Here is a 13,002-nt window from a genome sequence, read left to right on the forward strand (position 1 = left end):
GGCTATCGGTAACGCCCCAGCCGAGCATGGCTCGGCACTACAGGTAGGACTGCTCAGCGGGCTTCGGGAATGTCCGAGGTCAATGCTGCGGTCTCCGCGGCGCAGTCGCGCGGCAGTGGCAGCTTGAGCGTGCGTGCATGGGCAAGCTCTTCGCGTGCCTTGGCCAGGTCGGCGACAAATGCCGGGTTGTCATGCAGGCGCGCGACCGTGGCCGCGCCCATGAACTGGCCCTGTTGCACATCGCTATACCAATGCACGTTGCAGACCAGACGGCTGTGGCCGTAGTTGCGGCCGCGTTCGATCAAGGCGGTGGCATGGTCGGGATCGATTTCCGACAGGATCAGGCCCCAGGCCCAGCCGATCGACGTGTGGCCGGACGGGTAGGAGCCGCTTTTGCGCAGGCCTTCCTCATCGTCGGGCGTGCAGGTCGGTGCGTTGTTGACCATGAACGGGCGCGGCCGCTGGTAGTGCGTCTTTGCTGCCTTGGTGGCGGCGCTGGCGTCGATGCGGCTGCGTTCCAGCAGGCGGTACAGCACCGGCGTGGTCTTGGCGGTGACCGCCACGCCCAGCGCGCAGCTGAACTGGTCGGCGCCGGCCGGGAAGCTCAGGTCGGCGTCCGTATGTGCCTGCGCGAAGCGTGCGCTGCCCTGCATGCTCAGGGCCTGATTGGCGACTGCTTCATCCAGCTGTGCCGATGCCGAGCCCGGCGCTGGTGGTGCCGGGCTCAGGGCGAGGCTGTCGGGGATGGCGCTGCCAACCAGATAGCCGGTGGCCTTGCTGCTGGAGTCGCCGCCCGGAGTGGAGGACAGGGTCGGGGTGCTGGAGCAGGCGCTGAGCACGGCGGCCAGCGCGAGGGCGGCGCCAAGGCGCAGCGGGGAAACGGAGAATGACATTGCGACGACAAGGGGATTACGGGAGCGGACGGGCATCATCGCACCAACGGCCGCGCTCTGCCCCCCCTTTGCCGAAGGCAAGGGGAAGGCTGGGGGGCCAGAGCTCCCTCCCTTGCGCAACGCGCAGGGGAGGGTTGGGGAGGGGTGCTTTTGCCTTTCAAGCAATCGCCAACTTACAAACTGCCCACCCAGGCCGACATCCGCCCATCATCCTCGCGCACCTCGATCGGCCCGCCGAACACCTCCGACAGCGGACCTGAGCGCAGCAGCTCGGTACGACTGCCGTCAGCAAAAATGCGGCCGCCCTTCATCAGCACGACGCGCTTGATCTCGGGGATCACTTCTTCGATGTGGTGGGTGACCAGCACCAGGGTGATGCCCTGCTGGGCAAGGTTGCGCATGCTGTCGACCAGATGCTGGCGCGAGATCAGGTCCAGGCCGGTGGACGGCTCGTCCAGCAGCAAGGCCTTGGGCTGATTGACCAGCGCCCTGGCGATCAGCACGCGGCGGGTTTCGCCGGCAGACAGCTCGGCATAGCTGCGGCCCAGCAAGGGCAGGGCACGCGCCAGTTCCAGCGCGTGCCGGGCGCGTTGGCGCATGGCATCGGTGACGTCGCGGTGCGCGGGCACCACAAAGCTGGCAAAGAAGCCGGCGATCACCGCTTCCTCGACGGTCAGACCGGGCATGCTGGACAGGTTGCTGGACAAATCGCCGGTGACGATGCCCAGTTGCGCGCGCAGTCGGTCCACCTGCCAACGGGTCTGGCCCATCACCTTGACCGGCACGTGGCCGTCGGCGCGCGCCAAGGGATAAAGCTCGCGGGTGATCAGCTTGATGAATGAGGACTTGCCGCAGCCGTTCGGCCCGAGGATGGCGGTGTGCTGGCCCTGCTCGATGCGCAGGTTCAGTTCGTGCAGCACGCGGACCTGGCCGCGGATGACGCAGGCATGGTCCAGTTCGATCAGGGGGGCCGCTTCGGCGGCGGGTGCAATGGACATTCAGGAGTAGGTGGCAGCTGAGGATTCGACCAACGGACCTGCCGCCGGTGGATGAAGTTTGCGCCGACAGCCCCCATGATGTGTAGCAGTTGTTTCATCTGGCACCGACTGCCTGGAGTATTCGTGATGTCCGACTCCCTGCTCGTTTTCCTTACCGGTGGCATCGTCGGCCTGGGCTGGTGGGGCATGCTGGCGGTGCTGCTGGTGTTCACCCAGCTCACCATCTTCGCGGTCACCTTGTACCTGCACCGCAGCCAGGCCCATCGCGGCGTCGATTTCCACCCGCTGGTGTCGCACTTCTTCCGCTTCTGGGTGTGGCTGACCACCTCGATGATCACCCGCGAGTGGGTGGCCATCCATCGCAAGCACCACGCCAAGGTCGAGACCGAGGACGACCCGCACAGCCCGGTCACCAAGGGCATCCGCACCGTGTTCTGGCGTGGCGTGGAGTTGTACCGCGAGGCGCGCACGCTGCGGGGTGACATTGAACAATACGGGCGTGGTGCGCCGGAAGACTGGATCGAGCGCAGGCTCTATACCCCGCATGCCAATCTCGGCCCGATCCTGCTGTTCGTGATCAACACCGTGTTGTTCGGCCTGCCCGGCATCGCCTTGTGGGCGATCCAGATGGCGTGGATTCCGTTCTGGGCCGCCGGCGTGGTCAATGGCCTTGGCCATTGGTGGGGCTATCGCAATTTCGAGTCGGCCGATACTTCGACCAACCTGACGCCATGGGCGTTCTGGATCGGCGGCGAAGAACTGCACAACAACCATCATGCCTTCCCCAGCTCGGCACGGTTCTCGATGCGGCGCTGGGAGTTCGACATCGGCTGGCAGGTGATCCGCCTGCTGCAGTTCCTGCGCTTGGCCAAGGTGCTGCGGGTGGCACCGACGATGGACATCCGTCCGAACATCGCCGTGCCCGATGCCGATACCTTGAAGGCATTGTTGTCGCATCGCTTCCAGGCGATGACCGATTACCAGCGCAATGTATTCGCACCGGCTTTGAAGGAAGAGGCTGCAGCAGCAGGTGCCAAGTTGCGCAAGCTGTTGCCGCGGCGCATGCGCAAGGGCCTGGTCAATGATGGCCGCTGGCTGAAACCCGATTGCCGCGCGCAGTTGCAGAGCTGGGTGCAGCAGCGCCCACGCATCCAGTTGTTGGTCGAGCACCGTGCGCGCCTGTCGGCGCTGTTGGAAGCACGCAGCCATGACGCCACTGAGCGCCTGCGCCAGCTGCAGCAGTGGTGCCAGGACGCCGAGGCCAGCGGCAGTGCTGCATTGCAGGCGTATGCAGCACGCCTGAAAGGCTATTCGCTCAGCGCCGCATGAAGACGATTGCCCTCCTTCTCCTGCTTGGTGCTTCCTTGCCTGCGATCGCCCAGGTGCAGGACACCAATGCCTACCTGCAGCGCATGGACAGCGATGGCGATGGCCGCGTCAGCCCGGATGAGTACCTGCAGTGGATGCTGTACGCCTTCGACAAGATGGACCGCAATGGCGATGGCGTCCTGCAGCCGGATGAGCAGCCGGGGGGACGCGGCAAGCCGATCAGCCGCGAGGAACAGCGGCAGGTGATCCTGGCCCGCTTCGCCCGGCAGGATGCCAACAGCGATGGCTACCTGAGCGCCCGTGAGCTGATGGCACCACCGCGCTGACCTGCCGTTGTAGGAGCGGCATAAGCCGCGAAGCCAAACATCCAACCGACGCCGATAGCGCATTGCAATCGATACAGGTCCGCTGTTCGCCACCACCAGCTTCACGGCTCACGCCGTTCCCACAAAACCCATCAAACACGATCGTCTTGAGATTCGCATGCCAGAACTACCCGAAGTAGAAACCACCCGGCGCGGCCTGGAACCCCATCTGGTAGACCGCCGCATCCACGGTGTGATCCTGCGCCGGCCGGACCTGCGTTGGCCGATTCCTGCCGAGATCGAACAGCAGCTGCCGGGCAAGCGCATCGAGGCCATCCGTCGCCGTGCCAAATACCTGCTGCTGGATACTGAAGCGGGAAGTGCGGTGTTGCACCTGGGCATGTCCGGCAGCCTGAGCGTCTTGCCCGGTGACACCCCGGTGCGTGCGCACGACCATGTGGATATCAGCCTGGAAGACGGTCGTCTGCTGCGCTTCAACGATCCGCGCCGGTTTGGTTGCCTGTTGTGGCAGCCAGCAGGTGAAACGCATGAGCTGCTGGCTGGACTTGGTCCGGAACCGCTGGAGGATGCGTTCGACGGCGATTATCTGTTCCAGCGCAGCCGTGGCCGCAAGGCGCCGATCAAGACCTTCCTGATGGACCAGGGCATTGTCGTCGGCGTCGGCAACATCTATGCGGCGGAAAGCCTGTTCATGGCAGGCATCAATCCCCTGCGCGAGGCCGGCAAGGTATCGCGGGCGCGCTACCAGCGGCTTGCCGATGCGGTGAAGGAAATCCTGGGACATGCGATCACCCGGGGTGGCACGACCCTGCGCGACTTCATCAGTCCCGATGGCGCACCGGGTTACTTCGAGCAGGAGCTGCTGGTGTATGGGCGCGAAGGCGAGAACTGCAAACAATGCGGGCGCGCACTGCGCTACGCCAGCATTGGCCAGCGGGCAACGGTGTGGTGCGGGAATTGCCAGCGCTGATGGCCGAACGCCTGTAGTGCCGAGCCATGCTCGGCAGAGGCTTTACCGGCAGAGCCCCACCTGTAGTGCCGAGCCATGCTCGGCTGAAGCTTTACCGGTAAGGCCGCTGCCGAGCATGGCTCGGCACTACAGGTGGGGCTCTGCCGGTAAAGCCTCTGCCGAGCATGGCTCGGCACTACAGGAGGCGCCGGCCGCTGCAAGCTCTGCCATGATCCGCACTGACCCGCAGGAAGCACCCAATGCAGCTGCATCATCGAATCACGCTCTGTCTGTTGTTGCTGCCAACACTGGCGATCGCGCAAGCCCACACTCCGCTAGACGACCACACCGCAGTCCTCGAAAGCAGTGAGCTGAAATTGCAGGCGACCTCCGCCTTCGGCGGCCGGGTGCTGTCGCTGCAGCGCAACGGCGAACCCAATTTCCTGCGCATGGGCGCAGCGGTCCGCACGCAACCGGATCCAGTGGTAAACGCCAGCAGCGATGACATCGCCTACCTCGGCCATGACGTCTGGGTTGGCCCGCAATCGCAGTGGTGGCTGCACCAGCAGATCAACCCCGAGCGGCGGGCTGCTGTCGCCAACTGGCCGCCGGATCCGTGGCTGTCGCTGGCCCCTGCGCAATGGCTGCAGCGCGATGCCGGGCAACTGCGTCTGCGCGGCGCCGCCAGTCCGGTAACCGGCATGCAACTGGAGAAAACATTCCGGATTGACCCCGAGCGCGCCGATACCGTGCAGCTGCAGGTCAGTGGCCAGAACATCCGTGACACGCCGGTCGCCTGGGACCTGTGGTTCAACACCCGCGTCCACCCGGCTACCCGGGTGTTCGTGCCGGTCAGCATGGCCAGCGACATCCGTGTCGAAGGGGCGCCCGATCCGGGCATGCCGGACCATCGCTTTGAGAATGGCATGTTGGTACTGCACGCCGGTGCTGGCAGCATGGGGCCGCGCGGCAAATGGTTCGTGCAGCCCACGGTAGGCTGGATGGCAGGCTTCAATGGCAGCCAGGCCTTGATCATCCGTTTTGCCAAGCAGCCGCGTGCCAGCATCCATCCCGAGCAGGCCCAGGTCGAGCTGTATCTGGATGCAGGCGGTATCGCCGAGGGCTTGCTGGAGATGGAAGTGCACGCGCCTTACCGCGAGCTGCAAGCCGGCGAACGGATGCAGGCATCCGAGCAGTGGACACTGTTGCAGTGGGACGGCGGGGATGACGAGGCGAAGCAGCGTGGATTCCTGTGCGCGCATGCGGCCGCGTTGCAGTTGGCGGGTGCGTGTCGTTAGGGCGTAGCCCTGCGGTGCTGGAGCTATACCGGTGAGGCCTCTCCCGAGCATGGCTCGGCACTACGCAGGACCAGCTCCCTCCCTTTGCCGCAGGCAAGGGGAGGGTTTGGGAGGGGTAGGCCTTTCGCCGGCTGGCTGAAGGCGATGTTCATCCGTCCCTGCTCCGTGGCTGTCGATTCACGTAATTGCGCCTACCATGCAGCGGTCCCCAACTGGCACGTCTTTCCATGCAACGACGCGACTTCCTGCGCAACGCCGCTGCCGCCCTGGCGGCATTCGGTCTTCCGGCCTTCAGCGCCTGCGCGGCTGGCAAACCCGCCCAGCTGGGCCTGCGCCGGCTGGGCCAAGCGCAGCCTTTCGACTTCGCCACGCTCAAGGGCCAGGCCCGTGCGCTGGCGCAGGCGCCGTACAAGAGCCACAAGCGCACCCTGCCGGGCGCGCTGGAGAAACTCGACTGGGACCAGTACCAGTCCATCGGCTACCGCCAGGACCATGCGCTGTGGGCTGACCAGCCCGGCAAGTTCCAGGCGAAGTTCTTCCACCTCGGCCTGTACTTCCATTCGCCGGTGCGCATGTTCGACGTGGTCGATGGCAAGGCGCAGGAGCTGGCCTATGACGGCGCGGCCTTCAACTACGGCAAGAGCGGCATCCACGATGGCGAGTTGCCGGCCGACCTCGGCTTCGCCGGCTTCCGCCTCAATACCCGCAGCGATACCGACCGTGACTTCGCTGCCTTCCTCGGCGCCAGCTATTTCCGCGCGGTGGGCAAGGAGGGCCAGTACGGGCAGTCGGCGCGTGGCCTGGCGATCGATACCGGCATGGGCCGCCCGGAGGAGTTCCCGGACTTCATCGCCTATTACCTGGAACAGCCTGCCGCTGATTCGGACACCATCGTTGTTTATGGCCTGCTGGATTCACCCAGCGTTGCCGGTGCCTATCGTTTCGCCATCACCAATGGCGATGTGCTGCTGATGGACATCGACAGCGCGTTGTACCCGCGCAAGGAAATCGAGCGGCTCGGCATCGCGCCGTGCACCAGCATGTACCAGGTCGGCGAGAACGATCGCCGCATGGATTGGGACTGGCGCCCGGAGATCCACGATACCGATGGCCTGTCGATGTGGAACGGTGCCGGCGAGTGGATCTGGCGGCCGCTGTGCAACCCGGCCAACCTGCGTTTCAACATGTTCGTCGACAACAACCCGCGCGGCTTCGGCCTGCTGCAGCGTGACCGCAACTTCGACCATTACCAGGACGACGGCGTGTTCTACGAGAAGCGCCCCTGCCTGTGGATCGAACCCAAGGGGCAATGGGGCGAAGGTTCGGTGCAGCTGGTGGAGATTCCCACCGTCGATGAAACCTTCGACAACATCGTCGCCTTCTGGAACCCCAAGGCCAAGCCGCAGCCGGGCCAGGAACTGTTGGTCGGCTATCGCCTGTACTGGGGCGCCGAGCCGCCGGCACGTCCGCCGCTTGCCCACTGCGTGGCCAGTCGCACCGGCCTGGGCGGCATCATCGGCAAGAAGCGCGAGTATTTCTCGTGGCGTTTCGCGGTGGATTTCGAAGGCGGCGAACTGGCCAGCCTGATCGACAAGGCCGACGTCGAGGCAGTGGTGGAAACCAGCCGTGGCCGCGTGGAAGTGGTATCGGCGCGCCCGCTGCGTGAGATCAAGGGCTACCGCGCCATGTTCGACCTGGTGCCGCCGGATGGCAGCACCGAGCAGATCGACGTGCGCCTGTACCTGCGCAGCGGCGGCAAGACCCTGACCGAAACCTGGCTGTACCAGTACAGCCCGCCGGCTGCTGGTGCGCCGGAGCGGACGTTGTATTGATTGCAAGCGAGGCTGCGTTAACACCGGGGCGGTTTTGATCCCGCCCCGGGTCGAAATCAAGGTTTGTCGGTGGCTGCGGGAATGCTCATCGCAGGCTTGCCCACTTCCACGGTGCCACGGCGGATCTTCATCCAGGTTTCGTCCTGCCACTTCTGGTAGAGATCGGGATCCCAGTATTTCTTGTCATACATCCGGTCAGCCTTGATGGTGCGCTGCATTCCGCCGTCGTTGTAGACGATATCGACATTATTCGACATCGAGCCGGTACGGCTGCCTGTCATTGCGCGTAGGCCGCGAGTCAGCACCGCCGCGATGCGCGGTTTGGCCACAGCATCACCATACTCGGCGGCGAGCTGTCGGGCTTGGGCACGGGCTGCATCCTGTTGTTCCAGCGGAAGCGCTGCCCAATACTGGTCCCTTAGCTCGACGAACAAGGGGTATCCGCGTTCGGCTGCGACGTCCATCCAAGCAAACGCCATCACCCGATCTGCAGGGCGTTCCACGCCGAACCAGTACATTTCGGCCAAGTAGCCCTGCGCCGGCTTATCCGCATAGCGCGCGGAAAGCCGGAAGTTTTCCATCGCGCTATCCACTTCACCGCGATGCAGTGCGTTTACCCCCCACTGTCGGTACATCATGTCCGGATGACCATCCAGGAATCCGGCATTGAGCAAGGGCCCGTCTTCTTGTGGCGGTGTTTCGGCGGCGGCAGCGGGCAGACAAAGTGGCAACAGCAGGATGATGAATAAATAGCGGAGCATGGTGGGTATCATTCTTCCTTGGAGATGGTCGCAGCCTAGGGGGCACAGGGGCCAATGTAAATTGGCCTACAACGGCAGCGGCGCCTGCATCGGATCAATCCGCCCCTCGCCGCGGGTGATCTTCTTGAACTCGGCGCGGCTCACCGACACATAGCGGTCGTTGCCGCCGATCTCCACCTGTGGGCCGTCCTGCACGGCAAAGCCGTTCTCGTCCACGCGCACGGTCATCGTCGCCTTCTTGCCGCTGTGGCAGATGGTCTTGATCTCCTGCATCTCGTCGGCCCAGGCCAGCAGGTACTGGCTGCCTTCGAACAGTTCGCCACGGAAGTCGGTACGCAGCCCGTAGCACAGCACCGGGATGCGCAGTTGGTCGACCACCTCGGACAGCTGCCATACCTGTGATTTGCTCAGGAACTGCGCCTCGTCCACCAACACGCAGCCGAGCCTGCCGTGGGCGGCAATGTCCTGCTGGATCAGCTTCTCCAGGTCGGTATCGCGCTCGAAGGTGGTGGCTTCAGCTTGCAGGCCGATCCGCGAGGCGACCACGCCGGTGCCGGCGCGGTGGTCCAGGTGCGGGGTCAGCAGGGCGACACGCATGCCGCGCTCGCGGTAATTGTGCGCGGACTGCAGCAGGGTGGTGGTCTTGCCGGCGTTCATCGCCGAATAGTAGAAATAGAGCTTGGCCATGCCGCATTTTACCGCGCCAGCCGGCGCTCACGGGCGATGGCTTACACTGCCTGCCTGCGACTGAAACCACCCCATGCTGGACTCCCTCAATCCCCCCCAACGCGCGGCGGCTGTGCACGCCGAAGGTCCTCTGCTGGTGCTGGCTGGTGCCGGCAGCGGCAAGACGCGTGTGATCGTCGAGAAAATCGCTCACCTGATCGGCATTGGCCGCTACAGCGCCCGCCGCATCGCCGCGATCACCTTCACCAACAAGTCGGCGAAGGAAATGCGCGAGCGTGTGGCCAAGCGCCTGCGCGCCGAGGACGCGGCGGAGGTCACCATCTGCACCTTCCACGCCTTGGGCCTGAAGTTCCTGCAGATCGAACATGAACAGGTGGGTTTGAAGCGCAACTTCTCGATCTTCGATGCGGATGATGCCGGCGCGCAGATCAAGGATCTGCTGGGTGGAAGCAATGCCAAGCCTGACGACATCGAGGACATGAAGAACCTGATCTCGCGGGCCAAGAACTCCGGGCTGTCGCCCGAGCAGGCAATGGCGGCGGCGCGCAGCAACCGCGAGAAGGACGCGGCGATGGTCTACGAGCTGTACCAGACCCGGCTGACCTCGTTCAATGCGGTCGACTTCGATGACCTGATCCGCCTGCCGGTGCAGGTGCTGGAAGAGCACCCGGATATCGCCCTGGCCTGGCGCGAGCGCATCGGCTATCTGCTGGTCGACGAATGCCAGGACACCAACGATGCCCAGTACCGCCTGCTCAAGCAGCTGGCCGGGCCCGCCGGCAACTTCACCTGCGTGGGCGATGACGACCAGTCGATCTATGCCTGGCGCGGCGCCAATCCCGAGAACCTGCAGCAGATGGGCGTGGATTACCCCAAGCTGCAGATCATCAAGCTGGAACAGAATTACCGTTGTTCCAACCGCGTGCTGCGCGCGGCCAATGCGTTGATCGCACACAACCCGCACGAGCACCTGAAGACCTTGTGGTCCGACCAGGCCGACGGTGAACGGATCCGCGTGTGGGAGTGCCGCAACAGCGAACACGAAGCGGAAAAAGTGGCGGCGGAAATCCATTTCCTGGCGACCAGCCGCAAGATTCCGTGGAGTGATTTCTGCATCCTGTTCCGCGGCAACTTCCAGTCGCGTCCGCTGGAAAAAGCGATGCAGCTGGTCGGTGTGCCGTATCACCTCAACGGTGGCACGGTGTTCCTTGAACGGCAGGAAGTGAAGGACACGCTGGCGTGGTTGCGATTGATCGTGAACCCGGACGACGACACGGCCTTCATGCGCGCGGTGCAGTCGCCCAAACGTGATGTCGGTGCAAGCACGCTGGCCAAGTTGGCGGAGCTGGCGTCCGAGAAAGACATTCCGATGGCGCAGGCCGCCGAGAGCATGGGCGCGCTGGCACAGCTCACCCCGCGTGCGGCCAACAGCCTGAGCAAGTTCACCGACATCCTGCGCGCGCTGCGCCTGGACATGCGGCAGATGAGTTCCGGCGACCTGGTGCGGCGCGTGGCCAAGGATTCGGGCATGTTGGCCGAGCTGCGCCACGCGGCCAAGGACACTGCTGGCTATGAGCGTCGCGCCAACAACCTGGAAGAACTGGCTTCGTGGTTCGAGAGCGGCCCGCGTGGTGCCAGCGCCGCCGACATGGCCGCGCAGCTGGCGCTGATCTCGCGCAACGACAAGGATGACGGCGGCAACCAGGTGCGGATGATGACGCTGCATGCGTCCAAGGGCCTGGAGTTTCCGTATGTATTCATCGTTGGCTGCGAGGACGGCGTGCTGCCGCATCAGGTCAGCCTGGACGAAGGAAACCTGCAGGAAGAGCGGCGCCTGCTGTACGTGGGCATCACCCGCGCCAAGATCCAGCTGTGGATGAGCTTCAGCCGTTTGACGCGCAAGTTCGGCGAGCACATCCGGCTCAAGCCCAGCCGGTTCTTCGATGAGATCCCGGCTGGTGAGATCCAGCGCGACGGTGCTGATCCGGTGGCCGATGCCGCGCACAAGCAGGAGCGGGCCAAGGCCGGATTGGCAGCGATCCAGGCACTGTTTGATTGATGCTTGCCTCCTCCCCTTTGGCGCGGCCGAGGGGGAGGTCGGGAGGGGGTAGCTTTGGCTCCGGTCTTGCGCTTTGATTGGGGTTCCCCTCAGCCCTCCCGTGGCCAATGGAGACGGCGGTAGTGCCGAGCCATGCTCGGCAGGGGCTTTACCGGCAAAAACCAGAGCACCCCTCCCCAGCCTTCCCCTCTGCTGTGCAGAAGGAGGGGGCATGGCTTGGCCCCTCCCCTTTGGCGTAGCCAAGGGGGAGGCTGGGAGGGGGTAGCTTTGAGCCTTGGCTTTGCGTTCTGATAGGGGCTCAGCGCGAACAGCACCCCTCCCCAACCCTCCCCTTGGCTGCGCCAAAGGGAGGGGGCGAAAACCGAGCCCGCCATGTCCCTGATCCAAACCGAACGCCTGCAACTGCGCCTGCTGCGTGACGACGACGGCGATGCTGCCGCGATGCTGCAGCTGCTCAACGAACCTGGTTTCCACGAATTCATCGGTGATCGTGGTGTGCGCACGCTGGAGCAGGCGCGCGAGTACGTGCAGAAGCACACCTTCGGCAGTTATGCCGCGAATGGCTTCGGCATGTATGCGATTGAACGCCGCAGTGACGGTGCGTGGTTGGGCAATGCCGGGCTGGTTCGGCGCGAGGGCCTGCCCTGTGCGGATGTTGGTTACGCCTTGCTGGGTGCCTACACCGGCCATGGCTATGCACTGGAAGCCGTACAAGGCGTACTTGCCTACGCGCGCGGCACGCTCGGCCTGGGCGAACTGCGTGCGATCGTCTCGCAGGGCAATGCGCGATCCGTCGCGCTGCTGGAAAAGGTCGGCTTCCGCGATGACGGCACCGTGGTGCTGCCGGGCAAGGACGAACAGCTGCTGCTGTTCGTCAACATGCCCGCTTCAGCCGCGTAGCCCGGGTAAGCGCAGCGCACCCGGGGCAAGTATCCCTAGGATCTGCGATGTTCCGCCAAAGGCCTCGGGTGCGCTGTGCTTACCCGGGCTACGGCTGGAATGCGTTCTGAGTCGGCTCAGCCGCCCAGTTGCTCCTGCAACGCTGCAAGCTGTTCCTGCAGTGCTGCGACGGTCGCCTCCAACTGCTGCACGCGCTCTTCCAAGGCGCTGTTGTCGACCAGGGCGGCAGCGCCCGCCGGGGCACGGTACTGCGCTGCCAGGGCATCCACATCCACCGCACCGCACAGCAGGTGCATGAAGCGGTCTTCGCGCTGGCCCGAAGCACGCGGCAGCTGCACGACCAGGCCACGCTGCTGCATGCGGTCCAACTGGTGGCGCAGGTCGGCGGCATCGGCGAACTTGGCCATGCGCTCGATGCGGGTGGTCAGCTCACCGGCGGTCTGCGGGCCGCGCAGCAGCAGCAAACCGAGCAGGGCGACCTGCTGGCGTGGCAGGTCAAGCTTGGGGCCGGTCAGGTGCTCGTAGCGGTCGGCGCGCGAGGCGAAGTGCTGGCGCACCAGGCCCAGGGCTTCCAGCTGGCGCAGCGCGTGCTGCACCTTGCCGGCTTCCAGGTTCATCACTGGCTCGCGCGCGGTTTTCTGGTTGGCGGCCACCTGGGTGGCATTGACCGTCAGCGGATAGGTATCCGGGGTGGTGGCCTCCTTCTCGATCAGGCAGCCCAGTACGCGCGCCTGGGCGGCGTCGAGGATGGGGAAATCGGGGGTCTGGCTGGCGTCGGTCACGGTCCGGGCTCTGGTCTTGCTAGGGGGCGCAAGCATAGCTGAGAGGGCAAAACCGGGCTAAACCGGGGTGGGGGGGGGGGGGGGGGGGGGGTGACCCCGCCCGCCCCCCCGGGGGGCCCGGGCCCCCCGGAGAGGCGCAACCGCCGGCAAAAACGGGGGGGTGGAAAGATAGGGCGGGGTGGGGGGGG

At 64.9% G+C, this 13,002-nt stretch carries 12 protein-coding genes; 7 read left to right on the forward strand and 5 right to left on the reverse strand.

What is annotated here, in order from left to right:
• Window positions 1-53: 53 nt before the first annotated feature.
• Window positions 54-893 (reverse strand): acid phosphatase, encoded by an 840-nt coding sequence (locus tag ACVOLI_RS18755; RefSeq protein ID WP_481615539.1) that lies wholly within the window; start codon window positions 891-893, stop codon window positions 54-56.
• A 173-nt stretch (window positions 894-1,066) separates the two neighbouring features.
• Window positions 1,067-1,891, reverse strand: coding sequence for an ABC transporter ATP-binding protein (locus tag ACVOLI_RS18760; protein ID WP_481615540.1), 825 nt, complete (start codon window positions 1,889-1,891; stop codon window positions 1,067-1,069).
• A gap of 126 nt (window positions 1,892-2,017) precedes the next feature.
• Here ACVOLI_RS18760 and ACVOLI_RS18765 point away from each other — a divergent pair, with 126 nt between their 5' ends.
• The 5 genes from ACVOLI_RS18765 (at window position 2,018) to ACVOLI_RS18785 (ending at window position 7,625) form a co-directional block, all read left to right on the forward strand.
• Entirely contained in the window at window positions 2,018-3,220 is a 1,203-nt protein-coding gene (locus ACVOLI_RS18765) for a DesA family fatty acid desaturase (protein WP_481615541.1), read from the forward strand.
• On the forward strand, window positions 3,217-3,546 hold the full coding sequence (locus ACVOLI_RS18770; RefSeq protein WP_481615542.1) for an EF-hand domain-containing protein: 330 nt from the start codon (window positions 3,217-3,219) through the stop codon (window positions 3,544-3,546). The genes ACVOLI_RS18765 and ACVOLI_RS18770 overlap by 4 nt, the downstream gene beginning before the upstream one ends.
• Before the next feature lie 157 nt (window positions 3,547-3,703).
• Complete coding sequence (gene mutM / locus ACVOLI_RS18775; protein ID WP_481615543.1) at window positions 3,704-4,516, forward strand: bifunctional DNA-formamidopyrimidine glycosylase/DNA-(apurinic or apyrimidinic site) lyase; 813 nt, start codon at window positions 3,704-3,706, stop codon at window positions 4,514-4,516.
• Between the two features lie 239 nt (window positions 4,517-4,755).
• Complete coding sequence (locus tag ACVOLI_RS18780) at window positions 4,756-5,793, forward strand: DUF4380 domain-containing protein (protein WP_481615544.1); 1,038 nt, start codon at window positions 4,756-4,758, stop codon at window positions 5,791-5,793.
• A gap of 227 nt (window positions 5,794-6,020) precedes the next feature.
• Window positions 6,021-7,625, forward strand: coding sequence for an OpgD/OpgG family glucan biosynthesis protein (locus ACVOLI_RS18785; RefSeq protein ID WP_481615545.1), 1,605 nt, complete (start codon window positions 6,021-6,023; stop codon window positions 7,623-7,625).
• A gap of 56 nt (window positions 7,626-7,681) precedes the next feature.
• Here the strand turns inward: ACVOLI_RS18785 and ACVOLI_RS18790 are convergent, their stop codons facing one another.
• Together ACVOLI_RS18790 and ACVOLI_RS18795 are read right to left on the reverse strand one after the other, a co-directional pair.
• Window positions 7,682-8,386, reverse strand: coding sequence for a sel1 repeat family protein (locus tag ACVOLI_RS18790; RefSeq protein WP_481615546.1), 705 nt, complete (start codon window positions 8,384-8,386; stop codon window positions 7,682-7,684).
• Between the two features lie 66 nt (window positions 8,387-8,452).
• Window positions 8,453-9,073 carry a thymidine kinase gene (locus ACVOLI_RS18795; RefSeq protein ID WP_282272281.1) on the reverse strand — a complete coding sequence of 207 codons (621 nt, stop codon included), beginning with the start codon at window positions 9,071-9,073 and terminating at the stop codon, window positions 8,453-8,455.
• Window positions 9,074-9,149: 76 nt separating this feature from the next.
• Between ACVOLI_RS18795 and ACVOLI_RS18800 the strand changes: the two genes are divergently transcribed.
• Both ACVOLI_RS18800 and ACVOLI_RS18805 read left to right on the forward strand, forming a co-directional pair.
• On the forward strand, window positions 9,150-11,132 hold the full coding sequence (locus tag ACVOLI_RS18800) for a UvrD-helicase domain-containing protein (RefSeq protein WP_282272288.1): 1,983 nt from the start codon (window positions 9,150-9,152) through the stop codon (window positions 11,130-11,132).
• Between the two features lie 372 nt (window positions 11,133-11,504).
• On the forward strand, window positions 11,505-12,032 hold the full coding sequence (locus ACVOLI_RS18805; RefSeq protein ID WP_481615547.1) for a GNAT family N-acetyltransferase: 528 nt from the start codon (window positions 11,505-11,507) through the stop codon (window positions 12,030-12,032).
• A gap of 116 nt (window positions 12,033-12,148) precedes the next feature.
• Here the strand turns inward: ACVOLI_RS18805 and ACVOLI_RS18810 are convergent, their stop codons facing one another.
• Window positions 12,149-12,814: a YceH family protein gene (locus ACVOLI_RS18810; RefSeq protein ID WP_481615548.1), complete on the reverse strand. Its 666-nt coding sequence runs from the start codon at window positions 12,812-12,814 to the stop codon at window positions 12,149-12,151.
• Window positions 12,815-13,002 lie beyond the last annotated feature (188 nt).

It is taken from the genome of Stenotrophomonas sp. STEN029, assembly GCF_056760015.1.